The following is a 20333-nucleotide window of genomic DNA, read 5'->3' on the forward strand; positions in this document are numbered from 1 at the left end:
TAGACCTTCCTGTCAGCGTCGGCGGGGATCAGCGGTCTTTACCACGGCCGAGTTCGTTGTCGATGAAGGCGAAGATGTCGTCGGCGCTCGCCGCCTTGATCCGATCGGTCACGGCGGCCTCCTCGGTCTTCGTGCCGGATCCGGTGTACTGCGCCAGCAACTGCCTCAGGCGGGCAGCGACCCCTGCCGTCGCGACGTCGTCGGGAGCGCTGGCCGAGAGTGCGGCTTCGAGCCGGTCGAGCTCGGTCAGCAGGACCGAGCTCTCCTCGGCGCCGCCGAGCAGTTCCGCCGCGAGGTGGTCCGCGACCTCGTTCGGGGTCGGGTAGTCGAAGACGAGCGTGGCCGGCAGACGAAGCCCGGTCGCGGTCGTCAGGCTGTTGCGCAATTCGACCGCGGTCAGCGAGTCGAAGCCCAGTTGGCGGAATTCGCGGTCGGCGTCGACCGCCTCCGCCGAGGCATGGCCGAGGACCCCGGCCGCGTGGGCGCACACCAGCTCGACCAGGAACCGGATCCGCTCGCTCTCGGCCATTCCGGTCAGCTGCTGGAGAAGGCCCGCGCCGGCTGCCCGGCCTCCCGCCGTGCGGCGACCGGTGCGCACCAGACCTCGCAGGATCGCCGGGACTTCAGCGTCGGAACGCGCGGTGCCGGAGTTGATCCTCAGCGGGACCAGCAATGCTTCGTCGCGGGCGGTCGCGGCGTCGAACAACGCGAGGCCCTCTTCGACCGACAGGAGCGGCATGTCCGAACGCGCCGTGCGTTCGCCGAGTTCACTGGCCATCCCGCTTTGTGCCCACGGGCCCCATGCCAGCGACACCGCTGCCAGGCCATGGGACCTGCGGTGTTGGGCGAGCGCGTCGAGGAACACGTTCGCCGCGGCATAGTTGGCCTGTCCCGCGCCGCCCATAACGCCGGAGACCGACGAGTACAGGACGAACGCGGCCAGGTCGAGGTCGCGGGTGGCCTCGTGCAGGTTCCACGCTCCGTCGACCTTCGGCCGCAGCACCGCGGCCAGCCGCTCCGGCGTCAGCGAACCGATGATCCCGTCGTCCAGCACACCGGCGGTGTGCACAACCGCGGTCAGCGGATGGCCGGCGGGAATGTCGTTCAGCGCTCGAGCGACGGAGTCGCGGTCCGCCGTGTCGCAGGAAGCCACGGTCACGTCGGCACCGTGGGCGGTCAACTCGGCCCGCAGCTCCAGCGCGCCCGGGGCGTCCGGCCCGCGGCGCGAGACCAGCAGCAGGTGTTTCACACCGCGTTCGCTCACCAGATGCCTTGCCAGCTCGGCGCCGAGACCGCCGGTGCCACCGGTGATCAGCACTGTGCCTTCGGGATTCCATGGCCGCGAAGCCGCGCCTTCCCCGGACACCCGCGCCAACCGTGGGACACGCACGGCCCCGTCACGCACCACGACCTGCGACTCACCCGCGTCGAACAGGCTGGCCACGGTCGGCAGAACGTTCATCGACGCGTCGGTGTCATCAAGGTCCACCAGCAGGAAGCTGCCGGGGTTCTCCGATTGGGCCGAGCGCACCAGGCCGCACACCGGTGCGGCGGCGAGATCCTGGCCGGTACCCACGGCATCGCGGGTCACGAATACCACGCGGGAGCGAGCGAATCGGTCGTCGGCCAGCCATTCCTGCACGACAGCCAACGCCCGCGCGGTCGTCTCGTGCGCCGACCGGGCCACCTCCGGGGCACCGTCACCGAGCACCGGCACGACCAGGAAGTCCGGGACGGCAGCCGTCCCGTCGAGCACGGCCGCGAGTGACGGCACCGAGCTCGCGGTCACGTCTCCGGCCGCCTTCAACGCCGCGCCGAGGCCGATCTCGTCTGTTCCGACGACCGCCCAGTGACTACCCTCTGCCGCCGCCAACTCGATCGAAGCGGGGATCCATTCGAGGTGCAGCAACGATTGCTCGCGGGTCCGAGCAGCAGCTTCCGGGGCTCGCACAGTCAGCGACGCAACGGAGATCACCGGCGCGCCGTCCGCGTCCACCGCCGTCAACGACACCGACTCGGTTCCGCTGCGGGTCAACTTGACTCGCAGCACTGACGCGGCCGAAGCGTGCAGGCAGACACCGGTCCACTCGACCGGCACCCCGTCCACCCCCCAAGCCTGAACCGCCGCGTCGAGCAGTGCCGGGTGCAGTCCGTAGGCACCGGCGTCGCCGACCTCCTCCGGCAAGGCGACCTCGGCGAAGACGTCGTTGTCGCGATGCCACACGGCCCGCACGCCCTGGAACACCGGTCCGTAGTCGAGACCGCTCAGCGCGAGTTCCTCATACCAACCGGCCAACTCGACCTGCTCGCCACCGGCCGGAGGCCACTCGTCGCCGCCGAAGTCGGCCACCTGCTCTCCGGTGGTCAGCACACCTGCCGCGTGCTCGACCCATTCCTGCTCGGAATCCGCGGGGCGCGCGTAGATCGTGATCGTGCGACGGCCCGTCTCGTCGGCGGCACCCGCCCAGACCTGGAGGGCCACCGCCTCGCGGTCCGCGAAGACCAGCGGCGTGGTGACCGTCAGTTCCTCGACCCGGTCACAGCCGACCTGATCCGCGGCCCGGACCGCCAGCTCGATGAATCCCGTCTCGGGGAAGGTGATCGCGCCGTGCACGACGTGGTCGGCAAGCCACGGCAGCGTGACCGTCGACAGCCGCCCGGTGAGCACTGCACCGTCCGAGCCCGCGACCGACATCGCCGCGCCGAGCAGGGGGTGCCCGGCCGAGACCAGGCCGAGGCCGGTCGCGTCCGAACGGGCGGCCGTAGCCGTCGGCCAGAAGCGCTCGTGCTGGAACGGGTAGGTGGGAAGGTCCACGCGCCGGGCGTTCGCGCCGGTGAAGACGGGCGCCCAGTCGATGTGGGTGCCGGCGACGTGCAGGCGTGCCAACGCCGTCAGCGCCGACACCTCCTCAGCCCGACCCTTACGCAACAACGGAACCACCACCGCACCCTCAGGCACTGACTCCGCGGCCATCGCCGACAACACCCCATCCGGACCCAGCTCGAGGAACGCCGTCACACCCGACTCCACCAAGGTGCTCACAGAATCGGCAAACCGGACCGCGTCTCGGACATGACGCACCCAATACTCCGGCGACGTCACGTCACCAGAAGTCGCGATCGGGACAACCGGCTCGTTGAACGACAGGCCCTCCACCACCTCACGGAACTCATCCACCATCGGATCCATCAACGGTGAGTGGAACGCATGACTGACCGGCAAACGACTAGTCTTCCGGCCCTGAACCTCGAAAACTGCGACAATCCCCAGTACCTCGTTCTCGACACCGGCGATGACCACCGACGACGGCCCGTTGACCGCGGCGATCGACACACCATCAGTCAGCAGCGGCAGCACCTCGGCCTCAGTCGCCTGCACCGCCACCATCGCGCCACCGGCCGGCAACGCCTGCATCAACCGAGCCCGCGCCGACACCAACGTGCAAGCATCCTCCAGCGACAGCACACCCGCCACATGCGCGGCCGCGACCTCACCAATCGAATGCCCACCAACAAAATCAGGCCGAACACCCCACGACTCCACCAACCGGAACAACGCCACCTCAAGCGCGAACAACGCCGGCTGCGCCGCACCAGTCTGATTCAACAAATCCTGATCATCAGGCAACTCGACACCCAACCGCGCGAGCACCGCGTCGAAAGCCTCAGCGAACACCGGGAACCGGGCAGCCAACTCCCGACCCATCCCCACCCGCTGCGAACCCTGACCCGAAAACAACACCGCCACCGACTGCTCAGTGGCAGCACCACGCGCCACCTCGACCACACCATCCTCAGTGGCCAACAGCACCGCCCGATGCTCAAACACCGAACGTCCCGTCATCAACGAGAATCCGACATCAACCGCGGAACGTCCCTCCACACAGGACCTTATGCGCCCGATCTGGTCGTCCAGCGCCGCCCGGTTCTTGCCCGAGACCAGCAGCGGCGTTACCGCCCGCGGCAGGGGCTCGACCGGCGCGGCTACGGACGGCGCTGCCTCCAAGATGACGTGGGCGTTGGTGCCGCTGATACCGAACGAGGACACTCCGGCCCGGCGTGGCCGGCTGGTCTCCGGCCACGGGGTCTGCTCGGTGAGCAGCTCGACGGCGCCGGCCGACCAGTCCACATGCGATGACGGCTCGGTGATGTGCAGGGTCTTCGGCAGCAGGCCGTGGCGCAGCGCCTGCACCATCTTGACCACTCCGACCACTCCGGCCGCAGCCTGCGTGTGCCCGAGGTTCGACTTCGCCGAGCCGAGCAGCAACGGCCGTTCACGGTCCTGCCCGTAGGCGGCAAGCAGCGCCTGCGCTTCGATCGGGTCGCCCAGCGTCGTACCCGTGCCGTGTGCTTCGACGGCGTCCACATCGGATGGTTTGAGCCCGGCACTCGCCAGTGCCTGCCGGATCAGGCGCTGCTGCGACGGACCGTTCGGCGCGGTCAGGCCATTGGAAGCGCCGTCCTGGTTCACCGCCGAACCGCGCACCACCGCGAGGATCTCATGTCCGTTGCGCCGCGCGTCGGAGAGGCGTTCCAGCACCAACACGCCGACGCCCTCGGACCACGCGGTGCCGTCGGCCGAGTCGGAGAACGGCTTGCACCTGCCGTCCGGCGCGAGGCCGCCCTGTTGGGTGAACTCCATGAAGGCGCCCGGAGTGGCCATGAGCTGGACGCCGCCGGCCAGCGCCAGGGTGCACTCGCCGCCGCGCAGTGCCTGTGCGGCAAGGTGTAGCGCCACCAGTGCCGACGAACACGCGGTGTCGATCGTCATCGCCGGACCTTCCAGTCCGAGCGTGTAGGAAAGCCTGCCCGCGATGACACTGGGTGAGGTTCCCGTGCCCGAGTAGCCCTCCATGCTCTGCAGGGAGCCAAGGAGCAGGTGCGCGTAATCAGCGCCGCCCGAGCCGACGAACACACCGGTCCGGCTGCCCCGCAATGACGCCGGGTCGATCCCGGTGCGTTCGATCGCCTCCCACGAGGTCTCCAGGATCAGGCGTTGATGCGGGTCCATCGACACGGCCTCTCGGGGTGAGATGCCGAAGAACGCGGGGTCGAAGTCGGCGATGCCGTCCACGAACCCGCCGCTGAGGGTGGCACTGCGGCCGGCGCCTTCGCCGGTGAGCATGTCGAGGTCCCAGCCGCGGTCGGTGGGGAACGGCCCGATCGCGTCGCGGCCTTCCACCAGAAGCTGCCACAGCTCTTCCGGCGAGGTGACCCCGCCGGGGAAGCGGCAGCTGATCCCGACGATGGCCACGGTCTCGTCGGTGACCTTCACCGAATCCTCGGCCTGCTCGCGCAGACCGCCGAACAGTTCGGCGACGAGGTGCTCGGCCAGCACCTGTGGTGTCGGGTAGTCGAACACGAGCGTGGCGGGCAGCCCGAGCCCGGTCGCCGTGCTCAGCCGGTTGCGCAGTTCGACGGCGGTGAGCGAGTCGAACCCCAATTGCCGGAATTCCTGCTCGGTGTCGAGCGTCCGCGGCGAAGCGTGTCCCAGCACCGCCGCTGCCTCGGCCCGCACCAACTGCAGCACCGCGCGGGCACGCTCGGCCGGCTTGAGCTTCTCCAGCCTGCCGGTGGCGCGGCCACCCGAAGCGGCCGTGCGACGAGTGCGCACCAGACCGCGCAGCATCGGCGGAACCGCACCCGCGAACGGCGCCGGACCGGAACCTGTCGCCATCCTGGTCGGTACCACCAGCGACTCGTCAACGGTGATCGCCGCGTCGAACAGGGCAAGGCCCTGCTCGACCGACAGCGGCGGCATACCGGAGCGCTCCATGCGCTCCACGGCCGCGGCGTCCAGGCCGGCGGTCATTCCGACGCCGGGCGCCCACGCACCCCACGCCAGTGACACCGCCGACAGACCCCGCGCGCGTCGGTGTGCCGCAAGTGCGTCGAGGAAGCTGTTGCCTGCCGCGTAGTTGCCCTGCCCGGCACTTCCCATCACACCGGAAACCGAGGAGTAGAGCACGAACCCGGCCAAATCGAGATCCTGGGTCAGCTCGTGCAGGTGCCATGCCGCGTCCACCTTCGGACGGAGAACGGTGTCCATCCGCTCAGGAGTCAACGACCCGATCACACCGTCGTCCAGCACACCGGCCGTATGCACGACAGCGGTCAACGGATGCTCGACGGCCGCCACGATCTCGGCCAAGGCCTGCCGATCGGCCACATCACACGCCGTCACAACCACATCGGCGCCGCGCGCGATCAGCTCCGCCCGCAACTCCGGCGCGCCAGGAGCGTCGAGCCCACGACGGCTCAGCAGAACCAGGTATCGAACACCCCGCTCCGCCACCAGGTGCCGCGCCAACTCCGCGCCCAGCCCACCCGTGCCACCCGTGATCAGCACTGTCCCGTCGGGGTCCCATGTCTTCGGAGTGGTGAGCACGATCTTGCCGATGTGCCGCGCGCGGCTCATGTACCGGAACGCGTCCTTCGCCCGGCGGACGTCCCAGCTGCTGATCGGCAAGGGCCGCAGCGCGGCCTCGCCGAACAGCTCCACCAGCACGAGCAGCATCTGCTGGACTCGATCGAGGTCGACCTGTCCGAGGTCGAACGGCCGGTACACCACCCCTGGCAGACTCGCCGGGTCGCGCAGGTCGGTCTTGCCCATCTCCAGGAACCGGCCGCCGGAGCCGAGCAACCGCAGTGAAGCGTCGACGAACTCGCCGGTGAGTGCGTTGAGCACGACGTCGACACCCTGGCCGAACCGCTCCTCGAACTCCGTCGTCCGAGAAGACGCGATGTGGTCTTCGGCCACGCCGAGAGAACGAAGCACGCCCCACTTGCTCTCGCTGGCGGTGGCGAAGACCTCCGCACCGAGATGCTTCGCGACTTGGATCGCGGCCATGCCGACACCACCGGCACCGGCGTGGATCAGGACCTTCTCCCCCGGGCGCACAGCCGCGAGGTCCACCAGCGCGTAGTACGCCGTCAGGAAAACCAACGGCACCGAAGCCGCCTCTTCCCACGACCATCCGGCTGGAACCCTGGTCAGGTAGCGTTCTTCCGCCACGCCCAGTGGGCCGAACCCGCCGAACACCATGCCCATGACGTGGTCACCGACGGTCAGGCCGGATACTGCGGACACATCGGGGCCGGTCTCGACGACCACGCCCGCCGCCTCGGCGCCGAACAGTCCCGCTTCGCCGGGGTACATGCCCAGGGCGTTCAGCACATCGCGGAAGTTCACTCCGGCCGCTCGCACCGCGATCCGGACCTGTTGGCCGGTCAGCGGCGCCAGCACCTCCGGGCACGGGGTGAGCGTCAACTCGTCCAGGCTGCCCTTGCCTGCGGTGCCCAGCCGCCACGGCGTATCCGTGGGCGGCACCAAGTTGGCTCCCGAAGCCAGCCGGGCCAGGCGGCCCGCGAGCACGATGTCCCCGCGCACCACGACTTGTTGTTCGTCCTCGGCCAGCACCGCGGGAACGATCCCGAGGCCGCCGGACGGCTCGGTGGGCAGATCCACCAGCAGGAATCGTCCAGGGTTCTCGGCCTGCGCCGAGCGCACGAGACCCCAGGCCGCCGCGGCGGCGAGATCCGCGACGTCCTCGTCGCCGACCGCCACCGCTCCGCGCGTCACGAACACCATCCGCGTCGCGTCGGCCAGCGCATCCTGCATGATCGCCAGTACGCGGTCGGCCAGCACGTGGACCGCCGCCGGCCCGGTCTCTCCCACGATCGGGACCACGACGATGTCCGGCACCTCGTCGCCGATCGCCTCGGTCAACGGCGCGGCGGCCAGGGACTCGGCGAGCACGGCGGCCAGTCCGGACTCGTCGTCACCGCGGATCGCCCACCGCTTGGCGGTGACGGCCGGTTCGATCGGCGTCCAGTCGATTCGGAACAGCGAGTCGAGCACACCGGAGACAGGTGCGACGGGTCCCTGCGGTGACGGCACGCGGATCAGGAGGGAATCGACCGAAACCACCGGCTGGCCCTCGACGTCGACCGCGAGCACCGACACCGAGTCCGCACCGGTGCGCGTCAGCCGCACCCGCAGCATCGACGCGCCCGTGGCGTGCAGCGAAGCCCCGGTCCACTCGAACGGCAGTCCTTGGCCGGCGTCGTCGACGAGCCCGATGGCGTGCAGCGCGGAGTCCATCAGTGCCGGGTGCACCCCGTACGTCGCCGCGTCTTCGACCTGCTCGGGCAGGGCGACCTCGGCGAAGATCTCGCCGTCACGCCGCCATGCGCCATTCAGTCCCTGGAACACCGGCCCGTAGACGAGACCACCCTGTTCCGCGAGCTGCGGGTAGTAACCTTCCAGGTCCACTGCTTCGGCGCCGGCCGGCGGCCACTGCGCGTCGCCGAGCCCGACAGCCGGGTCCGGGGCGGAGATGACCGTGCCACCGGCGTGCAGGGTCCATTCGCGCGACATCGTGTCAGCGGGCTGGGAGTACACGTTCACCGAGCGGCGACCGGACTCGTCCGGCGCCCCGACGCGCACCTGCACCGAGACCGCGTCGCGGTCCGGCAGCACCAGCGGGACCATCAAGGTCAAGCGCTCGACGCGCTCGCAGCCGAGTAGATCACCAGCGCGGAATGCCAGTTCCAGGAAACCGGTGCCGGGGAACAGCACCACCCCGCCCACGACGTGGTCGGCCAGCCACGGATGCGTCGCCGACGACAGCCTGCCGGTCAGCACCAGCTCGTCGGAGCCTGCCATCGCCACGGACGCGCCCAGCAACGGGTGCCCCGGCGAGACCAGGCCGAGGCCGGACACGTCACCGGGTCGCATGGACAGCGTCGCGGTGGGCCAGAAGCGCTGGCGGTCGAAGGCGTAGGTCGGCAGATCCACCAGCCGCGCACCCATGCCGGCGAACCAGGCTCGCCAGTCCACCCGCACCCCGGACACGTGCAACCGGGCCAGCGCCGACACCGACGCGACTTCTTCCGGCTGGTCCTTGCGCAGCAACGGAACCAGCACCGCAGAGGCGGGCACCGACTCGGCGGCCATCCCGGACAGCACACCGTCCGGGCCGAGCTCGAGAAAGGCCGAAACGCCATGCTCGGTCAGCGCCGTGACACCGTCGGCGAACCGGACGGCCTCGCGGACGTGATTCACCCAGTACTCCGGTGACGTCACAACACCGGAGGTCACCATCGGGATGGTCGGCTCGTGCAGCGTCAGACCCGCGACCACCTGGCGGAAGTCGTCGAGCATCGGGTCCATCAGGGGCGAGTGGAACGCATGGCTGACCGCCAGTGCGGTCGCCTTCGTGAACCGTGCGGCGATCTCGGTGACGGCGTCGGAATCCCCGGAGATGACCACGGAGGACGGCCCGTTGACCGCGGCGATCGACACTCGGTCCGTCAGGTGCGGCAGGACTTCGGCCTCACTCGCTCGCAGCGCGACCATCGCGCCCACCCGTCGCCCACCACCACCACCCTCAACGGAGTCGCTATGCGACGCTGAAACATTCCCAGGCAGTGCCTGCATCAGATTCGCGCGTGCCGCGACGAGACGGCAGGCGTCCGCCAGCGAGAACACCCCGGCGACGTGCGCGGCCGCGACCTCACCGATCGAATGCCCGGCGAGGTACTGCGGCCGGATCCCGAACGACTCCGCCAGCCGGAACAACGCCACCTCGACCGCGAACAGCGCGGGCTGGGCGAACCCGGTCTGGTTCAACGCTTCCTGGTCATCGCCCCACATGACCTCGCGGAGCGGGCGGGAAAGGTACGGGTCGAGCTCGGCCAGCACGGTGTCGAGCGCGTCGGCGAAGACGTCGAACCGCGCGTACAGCTCACGGCCCATGCCGATCCGCTGCGAACCCTGCCCCGAGAACAACATCGCCAGCGAACGCTCGGCCGCGACACCACGGGCGGTTTCGACGACACCGTCGGCCCCGGCCAGCAGCACCGCACGATGCGTGAACTCGGATCGGGACGTCACCAGCGCGAACCCGACGTCCACGTTGTTGTCCACAGTGGACTTAAGACGGTCCACCTGCGAGTCCAGTGCGGCTTCGGACTTTCCGCAGACAACCCAGGGAACCACAACCGGCGATAGCTCGGGACGCTCGGCAGCGGGAACGCCGGCCGGGGCCTCTTCGAGGATCACGTGCGCATTGGTGCCGCTGATCCCGAAAGACGACACCCCGGCTCGGCGCGGCCGGTCGGTCGCCGGCCACTCGGTCTGCTCGGTCAGCAGCTCCACCGCGCCCGTTGACCAGTCGACGTGCGACGACGGGTCGCTGACATGCAGCGTGCGCGGCAGTGTCTGGTGCTGGAACGCCAGCATCATCTTGATCAGCCCCGCGGCACCCGCGGCCGCCTGGGTGTGACCCAGGTTCGACTTGACCGACCCGAGCAGCAGCGGCCGCTCGCGGTCCTTTCCGTAGGTGGCCAGCAGCGCCTGCGCTTCGATCGGGTCACCGAGCTTCGTGCCCGTGCCGTGCGCTTCAACAGCGTCCACATCGGACGGTGCGAGCCCGGCACTGGCGAGCGCCTGGCGAATCACGCGCTGCTGCGACGGTCCGTTCGGCGCGGTCAGCCCGTTCGACGCGCCGTCCTGGTTCACCGCGGAACCCTTGACGACGGCGAGTATCCGATGCCCGTTGCGCTGGGCGTCGGACAAGCGTTCCACCAACAGAATCCCGACGCCCTCGGACCAGCTGGTGCCGTCGGCGTCGTCGGAGAACGCTTTGCAGCGGCCGTCTTCGGCCAAGCCGCCCTGGCGGGAGAACCCGCCGAAGCTCGTCGGGGTGGCCATCACCGTCACGCCGCCGACCAGCGCCAGCGAACACTCGCCGCCGCGCAGCGCCTGGGTCGCCAGGTGCAGGGCGACCAGCGCTGACGAACACGCGGTGTCGATCGTGACCGCGGGGCCTTCCAAACCGAGCGTGTAGGACAGCCGGCCGGAGATCACGCTGGCGGCGAGCCCGGTCCCGGCATGGCCTTCGAGGTCTTCCCTGGCCGCCAGCACGAGCCGCTGGTAGTCCTGTCCGTTGGTGCCGACGAACACGCCGGTCCGGCTGCCGCGCAGCGAAACCGGATCGATCCCCGCGCGCTCGACCGCCTCCCAGGAGGTCTCCAGCAGGAGCCGCTGCTGCGGGTCCATCGCCAGCGCCTCACGCGGGGAGATTTCGAAGAAGGCGGGATCGAAGTCGGCGACCCCGTCCAGGAAGCCACCCTGGAGGGTGGCGCTGTGCCCTGGGCCTTCGCCGGACAGCGCGGCCAGGTCCCAGCCACGGTCGCCAGGGAACTCACCGATGACGTCGCGGCCTTCGGTGAGTACGCGCCAGAGGTCTTCCGGCGACGCGATCCCGCCGGGGAAACGACACGACATAGCGACGATGGCGATCGGGTCGTCGGACCTGCCGACCGTGGTCGTGGTCTCCCCCACCAGGTCTATTCCGGCGCCGAGAAGCTCACCCAGCAGGTACCCGGCGAGCACCTGCGGCGTCGGATAGTCGAAGACCAGGCTCGCCTGCAAGGAGATCCCGGTCACCGCGGCGAGCTGGTTACGCAGTTCCACTGCTGTCAGTGAGTCGAAACCCAGGTCACGGAAGGCTTTTCCGGGACTGACCGACTCCTTGCCCGCGTGTCCGAGAACCGCCGCGGCGATCGTACGGACGAGGTCGAGCACCGGTTCGATCCGCTCGCCCTCGGCCAGGCCACGCAGGCGCTGGTGCAACTCGGAGGTGACCGACTCGGTCTCCCGGCGCGCGGCCTCGACGGCCTCGGCGGCCTTGCGGGCGGCGGGCAGTCCGGCCAGCAGCGGGCTGGACCGCAAGCTGAGCAGTGACGTCAACAGCTGTGGCTGTTGCAGATCCGCGACCACCGGCGTCGCGACCGGCTCGGCCACAACCCGCCAAAGCGCCGACAGCGCCAGTTCGGGGTCGAGCGCCGAGACACCGACACGGCGCAGGGCGTCGCCGACCTCGGCCCGGTCGGCCATGCCGTCCCCGGCCCAGGCGCCCCAGGCGATCGAGGTCGCGGTCAGGCCGTCGGCTCGACGGCGTTGCGCGAGTGCGTCCAGTACGGCGTTCGCCGCCGCGTAGTTGGCCTGCCCCGGGTTGCCGACCGCACCGGCCACCGAGGAGAACAGCACGAACATCGAAAGATCCAGATCGCGGGTGAGCTCGTCGAGCACCACCGCCGAATCCACCTTCGACCGGAACACGTCGGCGAACCGCTCAGGCGTGAGCCCGGCGAGAGCGCCGTCGTCGAGCACGCCGGCGGTGTGCACCACGCCGGTCACCCGGTGTGCGTCCAGTACCGCCGCCAGACTGTCGCGGTCGGCGACGTCACAGGCCTCGATCGTGACATCCGCACCCAGTGCGACCAGTTCGTCGCGCAGTTCCGCCGCGCCGGGAGCGGCCGGCCCGCGACGGCTGAGCAGCACCAATCGCTCGACGCCCCGGCCGGCCAGATCCCGCGCGACGCGTGCGCCGAGCGCACCCGTCCCGCCGGTGATCAGCACGGTTCCGGAAAGCTCCGGCGCGTGGGCGGGTCGCCCGACCGGGGCGGGCGCCAGCCGCCGTCCGAACACTCCGGTCGACCGGACGGCGACCTGGTCCTCGCCGGACCCGCCGTGCAGGACCACGGCCAACCGCCGGGCGGCGCGCTCGTCCAGCACCTCGGGCAGGTCGATGACGCCGCCCCAGCGCTCAGGGTGCTCCAGCGCCGCCACCCGGCCCAGGCCCCAGAGAGCGGCTTGGCGGGGGTTGACGATCGGATCAGTGCGACCGACCGAGACCGCGCCGCGAGTCAGCGCCCACAGCGGAGCCGACACTCCGGCGTCACCCAAGGCTTGGGCGAGCACGAGCGTCGAACTCAGACCCTCGGGGACCGTTTCCCGGTCCTCGATCAGCCCGAGCAGCGACACCACACCACTGGCCCGCGTGCCGGACAGCTGCTCGGCGAGCTGGGCCCGGTCGGTTCCGGCGACCTCGACGACCACGGCGCCCGACCCGAGCGCGTTCAGGACGGCCAGCGTCTCGGCATTCTCCGCCGCCCCAGCGGGAACGGCGACCAGCCACGATCCGGCCGTCTCCGCGGCGGTCAGACCGGCCAGCGGCTGCCAGCTTTCGTGGTACAGCAATGAGTCCACGCCGGACTCGACACGGCGGCGGCTCCGCCAGGCCGACAGCGCGGGCACGACCGCCGACACGGTTTCGCCGTCCAGGTCCAGTGTTGCCGCCAGCGACTCGAGGTCCTCGCGCTCGACAGCGTCCCAGAACGCGGTATCCACCGGGTCCTGGCCGACCGGCATCCCGGTGGGTTCGAGCCAGAACCGCTCGTGCTGGAAGGCGTAGGTCGGCAGGTCGACCCGTTGCGCGCCGGTACCGTCGAACACCGGAGTCCAGTCGACGGGCACCCCCGTGACGTACAGCCGGGCCAGCGCGGTGAGCAATGCGGTCTCCTCACCGCGATCCTTGCGCAGCGTGGGCACCATCGAGACCTCGGACGCCATCGCCGAGAGCACGCCGTCCGGCCCGAGCTCCAGGAACGCCGTAACACCCTGCTCGACCAGGCTGTTCACCGAGTCCGCGAAGCGAACAGCGTCCCGAACATGGCGCACCCAGTACTCGGGTGAGGTCACATCACCGGAAGTCGCGACCGGGATCCGCGGTTCCGCGAAGGACAGACCCTCGATCGCGGAACGGAACTCGTCCAGCATCGGATCCATCAACGGCGAGTGGAACGCGTGCGAAACCTTGAGCCGCTTGTTCTTCCACCGCTCGGCCAGCTTGAGAACCTCGTTCTCGACACCGGCGATAACCACCGACGACGGCCCGTTGACCGCGGCGATCGACACACCATCAGTCAGCAGCGGCAGCACCTCGGCCTCAGTCGCCTGCACCGCCACCATCGCACCACCGGCCGGCAACGCCTGCATCAACCGGGCCCGCGCCGACACCAACGTGCAAGCATCCTCCAGCGACAGCACACCCGCCACATGCGCGGCCGCGACCTCACCAATCGAATGCCCACCAACAAAATCAGGGCGAACACCCCACGACTCCACCAACCGGAACAACGCCACCTCAAGCGCGAACAACGCCGGCTGCGCCGCACCAGTCTGATTCAACAACTCCTGATCATCAGGCAACTCGACACCCAACCGCGCGAGCACCGCGTCGAAAGCCTCAGCGAACACCGGGAACCGGGCAGCCAACTCCCGGCCCATCCCCACCCGCTGCGAACCCTGACCCGAAAACAACACCGCGAGTGACTGCTCGGCGGCGACCCCGCGAGCCACCTCGACACCGGCCAGCAGCACCGCACGGTGCTCGAACACCGAACGTCCGGTCACCAACGAGAAGCCGACGTCGACTGGATTGTCCATAGTGGACTTTATGTGCTCGACCTGCGCGGTCAGCGCGGCCTCGGTCTTCCCGGAGAGCACCCATGGCACCGTGTTTTCCGGCACTGTGTTTTCTGCGTGCGTTCCACGCGGCGCGACCTCGCGGGGGTGGCCCTGCTCCAGAATAACGTGGGCGTTCGTGCCGCTCAGGCCGAACGAGGAGACACCGGCGCGGCGAGGACGGCCGGTCTCCGGCCAGGCGGTCTGCTCGGTGAGCAGTTCGACCGCACCGGCCGACCAGTCCACATGGGACGTCGGCTCGCTGACGTGCAGAGTTCGCGGCAGCACCCCGTGTTCCAACGCCAGGACAGTCTTGATCAACCCGGCGACGCCCGCCGCGGCCTGCGTGTGTCCGAGGTTCGACTTGATGGTCCCCAGCAGCAGCGGCTGCTCGCGGTCCCTGCCATAGGTGGCCAGCAGGGCCTGTGCCTCGATCGGATCGCCCAGTTTCGTGCCCGTGCCATGCGCTTCGACGGCGTCCACGTCGGAGGTCGACAGGCCGGCGGCGGCCAGCGCGGCGCGGATGACCCGCTGCTGGGCGGGCCCGTTCGGCGCGGTCAGCCCATTCGACGCACCGTCCTGGTTCAGCGCCGAACCGCGCACCACGGCGAGGATCCGGTGACCGTTGCGCTCGGCGTCCGACTGCCGCTCGACCACGAGCACGCCGACGCCTTCGGACCAGCCGGTGCCCTCGGCGTCGTCGGAGAATGCCCGGCACCGGCCATCCTGGGCCAGCCCGCCCTGGGCGTTGAAGCCGACGAAGTTCATCGGCGTGGACATGACGGTCACGCCGCCGACGAGTGCCAGCGAGGATTCGCCGCTGTGCAGCGACTGCGAAGCCAGGTGCAGCGCGACCAACGACGACGAGCACGCCGTGTCGACGGTGAGCGCCGGGCCCTCGAAGCCGAAGGTGTAGGACAGCCTGCCCGAGATGACTGCGGCCGCCAGCCCGGTGCTGGCGTGTCCCTCGATCTCCCTGCTTGCCTGCATGACGAGGTTGGTGTAGTCCTGCCCGTTGGTGCCGACGAACACACCGGTCCGGCTGCCTCGCAGCGTGGTGGCGTTGATGCCCGCCCGCTCGATGGCCTCCCAGGACACCTCCAGCAACTGCCGCTGTTGCGGGTCCATCGCCGTCGCCTCGCGCGGCGAGATGCCGAAGAAGCCGGGGTCGAACTTCGTTGCGCTGTCGAGGAATCCGCCCTCGCCGGTGACGTCCGCGAGTGGGCCGTCGGCCCAGCCGCGGTCGGCGGGGAAGCCGGAGATCGCGTCGCCGCCGTCCGCCAGCAACCGCCACAGGTCCTCGGGCGAGCGCACCCCGCCGGGGAATCGGCAGCCCATGCCGACGATGACGATCGGGTCGTCGACGACGACCGCCGCGTGCGATCCGGCGTCGGCTGTGCCGTCCTCGCCCAGCAGTTCGGCGAGGAGATGACCGGCCAGCACGAGCGGTGTCGGGTAGTCGAAGATGAGCGTCGCCGGCAGGCTCAGACCGGTGGCCGCGCCCAGCTGGTTACGGAGTTCGAGCGCGGTCAACGAGTCGAAACCCAGCTGCCGGAATTCCCGGTCGGCGCCGACGTCGGTAGCGGAATCGTGCCCGAGCACCGCGGCCGCCGCAGTGCGCACCAAGTCGATCAGGAACCGCTCACGTTCGCCTTCGCGTAGCTCCGCCAAGCGTTGTGCCAGCCCGGCACTGGTCGCACCGCGGCCACTCGCCGCGAGGCGGCGCCCGGAGCGGGTCAGCCCGCGCAGGATCGCGGGCACCTCACCGCGGACGCGGCCGGAGCCTTGCGCGAACGCGACGACCAGCGACTTGTCCAAGGTGATCGCGGTGTCGAAGGCCGCCAAACCTTGTTCGACCGACAGCAGGGGCATACCGGCTTCGGTGATCCGGCGGGCGTCGCTTTCGCGCAAGGTGGCGGTCATGCCCGCGGCCTGTGCCCAAGCGCCCCACGCAAGTGACACCGCGGGCAGGCCGCGACCACGGCGATGTGCCGCGAGTGCGTCGAGGAAGCTGTTTCCCGCCGCGTAGTTGCCCTGCCCGGCCGCGCCCATGATGCCCGAAACCGAGGAATAGAGCACAAATCCGGCCAGGTCGAGATCCTGCGTCAGCTCGTGCAAATGCCACGCCGCGTCCACCTTCGGACTCAGTACCGTGTCCATCCGCTCAGGAGTGAGCGATCCGATGACACCGTCATCGAGGACCCCGGCCGTATGCACCACAGCAGTCAACGGATACTCGAGAGCAGCCAGCACCTCGACCACTGCGTCGCGATCCGCGACATCACACGCCGCCACGGCGACATCGGCGCCGTGCGCGATCAGCTCCGCCCGCAACTCGAGTGCACCAGGAGCGTCAAGCCCACGCCGGCTCAGCAAGACGAGATGCCGAATACCGCGCTCAGTCACCAGATGCCGCGCCAACTCCGCGCCCAGACCACCAGTGCCGCCGGTGATCAGCACTGTCCCGCCGGGATCCCAAGCCCGGGAGACACCGGTCTGCGCGGACATCCGGGCCAGGCGCGCCGCCCGCACCTCACCGTCACGCACGATCACCTGTGTCTCACCGGCGTCCAGCAACGCGGGCAGACCCGGCAGCGCCGCCGCCGACTCGGCCGTGTCATCGAGGTCGACGAGCAGGAACCGGCCGGGGTTCTCCGTCTGCGCCGACCGCACCAGGCCCCACACGGCGGCGGCGGCGACGTCATCGCCGGACACCGCGCCGTGGCTCACGAACACCGCGCGCGTGTCGGTGGTCAACCACTGCTGGAGCAGCGCCAGCGTGCCGGCCACGAGCTCGTGCACCCCGGTGCCGTCCCCGGTGATCGGGATCATGACGACTTCCGGGTCCGACTCGCCGTCAACCGTGATGGGCACCCAGTCAAGCTGGAACAACGAATCCCGCGACTGCGTGGTCGTGAGCTCGGAAGCCGCCAGCAGCGTCACGGTTCCGACCGAGATGACCGGCATCCCCTCGACGTCGACCGCGGCCAGTGTGACCCTGTCGTCCACACGGGACAGTCGCACCCGCAGCACGGAAGCGCCGGATGCCCGCAGCGCGACGTTGTTCCAGTCGGTCGCCAGGCCGAAGTCACCGGCGAGCGCCGACAGTTGCAGAGCCGCGTCCAGCAGCGCCGGATGCACGCCGAACGCGGCGCCATCCTCCACCTGCTTTGGGAGCGCGACCTCGGCGAAGACCTCCGTGCCTCGGCGCCAGGCCGCCCGCGCGCCACGGAACACCGGCCCGTGGGTCACCCCCGCTTCGGCCAGGTCCTCGTAGAAACCGTCCAAGTCGACGACCATGGCACCCTTCGGCGGCCATACTGTCGTGTCGAACGGGACAACCGGCTCAGGGACCTCCGCCGCCAGCGACCCGCTGGCGTGCAAGGTCCATTCCGCGTCGTGCGCTTCGGCAGGGCGCGAGTGGAACCGCAGCTCCCGACGACCTGTCTCGTCCGGGCTGCCGACCCACAGCTGGACCTGCACCGCACCGCGGTCCGCCAGCAGCAGCGGCGCGGCCATCGACAGCTCGGCGACCCTCGAACCGCCCACCTGGTCGGCGGCCCGCAGTGCCAGCTCCAGGAAACCGGTGCTGGGGAACGGAACCACACCATTGACGGTGTGGTCGGCCAGCCACGGATGCGTCTGGATGGACAGGCGGCCGGTGAGGATCAGCTCGTCGGAACCAGCCACGGTCATGGCGGCGCCGAGCAGCGGATGTTCCGCCGAGGCCAAGCCCAGACCCGAAACGTCACCGGCGCTGACCGACACCGACGGCCAGAAGCGCTGATGCTGGAAGGCGTAAGTCGGAAGGTCGACCCGGCGGGCACCGGTGCCCGCGAACAGGGCAGCCCAGTCCACGGCAACCCCGGTGACATGCAGCCGGCTCAGCGCGGTGACCAGTGCGATCTCCTCATCGCGGTCCTTGCGTAGCGCGGGCACCATCGAGACGTCAGCCGCCATCGCCGACAGCACACCGTCAGGGCCGAGCTCAAGGAACGCCGTCGCTCCGGCAGCCGACAACGCGGCGATTCCGTCAGCGAACCGAACAGTTTCACGCACGTGCCGAACCCAGTACTCAGGCTCACCCAGCTCGGTCGACGCCAGTTGACCGGTCAGGTTCGACACCACGGGAATCCGCGGAGCCTGGAACGAAAGACCCACCACCACAGCACGGAACTCGTCCAGCATCGGATCCATCAACGGCGAGTGGAACGCGTGCGAAACCTTGAGCCGCTTGTTCTTCCACCGCTCGGCCAGCTTGAGAACCTCGTCTTCGACACCGGCGATGACCACCGACGACGGCCCGTTGACGGCGGCGATCGACACACCATCGGTCAGCAGTGGGGCGACTTCGGCCTCGGTCGCCTGCACCGCGACCATCGCGCCACCGGCCGGCAACGCCTGCATGAGGCGAGCCCGCGCGGACACCAACGAGCAGGCATCCTCCAGCGATAGCGCACCAGCCACATGCGCGGCGGCAACTTCGCCGATCGAATGCCCGCCGACGAAATCGGGTCGAACGCCCAGCGACTCCATCAGGCGGAACAGCGCCACCTCGAACGCGAACAACGCCGGCTGCGCCATCCCCGTCTGGTTCATTGCCTCCTGATCGTCCGGCAGCTCGACACCCAACCTGGCGAGCACCGCGTCGAAAGACTCGGCGAACACCGGGAACCGGGCATGCAGCTCACGACCCATCCCGACCCGCTGCGAGCCCTGGCCCGAGAACAACACCCCGAGCTTGGCCCGGCCGACAGCGGCTCCACGGGCCGCTTCGACCACACTCCCGTCGCCGACCAGCAGCACCGCACGGTGCTCGAACACCGAACGTCCCGTCGCCAACGAGAATCCGACGTCAACCGGCCTGTCCGCAGCGGACCTGATCTGATCCAGCTGCGCATCCAGCGCGGCTTCGGTCTTGCCGGACAGCACCCACGGCACCACCGCGGGAACGTTGACGACCGCCTCGACAGCCGCCTCGACAGCCGGCGCCTGCTCCAGAATCACGTGCGCATTTGTCCCGCTCACCCCGAACGACGAGACAGCCGCACGCCGCGGCCGTCCAGTCCGGGGCCATTCGGCGCGCTCGGTCAGCAGGTCGATCGCGCCCTTCGGCCAGTCCACCTGGGTGGACGGCCGCGACACGTGCAGGGTCTGCGGCACCACACCATTCCGCATGGCCATGACCATCTTGATCACGCCGGCGACACCGGCGGCGGCCTGGGTGTGCCCGAAGTTCGACTTCAGTGCGCCGACCAGCAGGGGCGCGTCGGCCCGGCGCCGGCTGCCGTAGGTGGCGAGAAGCGCCTGCGCCTCGATCGGGTCCCCGAGAGATGTCCCGGTGCCGTGGGCCTCCACCACGTCTACCTCGGCCGCGGCCAGCCGGGCGTTCGCCAGCGCCTGACGGATCACCCGCTGCTGGGACGGGCCGTTCGGCGCGGTCAGACCGTTCGACGCGCCGTCCTGGTTCACCGCCGAGCCCCGGACCACGGCCAGTACCTTGTGCCCGTTGCGCTGTGCGTCGGAGAGGCGCTCCACGAGGAGCAGGCCGACGCCCTCCCCCCAGCCCGTGCCGTCGGCGTCGTCGGAGAACGCCTTGCAGCGGCCGTCGACGGCGAGGCCGCCCTGGTGCGCGAAGTCGATGAACGCGTCAGGGCTGGCGATGATCGTGACACCGCCGGCCAGTGCCATGGAGCACTCCCCCGAGCGCAGCGCCTGCACGGCGAGGTGCAGTGCGACCAGCGAGGACGAGCAGGCCGTGTCGACCGTGACGGCCGGTCCCTCGACGCCCAGCACGTACGAGATGCGGCCTGACAGCACACTGCCCGAATTACCGGTGATGAGGTGCCCGCCGACGCCTTCGGGGACATCGTGCACATTGCTGAGGTAGCCGGAGCTGCCGGCGCCGACGAAGACGCCGACCTTTTCGCCCTTCATGGACAGCGGGGCGATACCCGCTCGTTCCAGCGACTCCCAGGCGACTTCGAGCAGCAGCCGCTGCTGCGGGTCCATCGCC

1 protein-coding gene is annotated in these 20333 nt (G+C 69.8%); it reads right to left on the bottom strand.

What is annotated here, in order from left to right:
* Positions 1-28: 28 nt before the first annotated feature.
* On the bottom strand, positions 29-20333 hold a 20305-nt coding region (locus tag JWQ81_RS44155; RefSeq protein WP_297551620.1), incomplete at its 5' end, for a type I polyketide synthase.

The sequence above is a fragment of the Amycolatopsis sp. genome (genome assembly GCF_025464955.1).
Taxonomy (GTDB): domain Bacteria; phylum Actinomycetota; class Actinomycetes; order Mycobacteriales; family Pseudonocardiaceae; genus Amycolatopsis.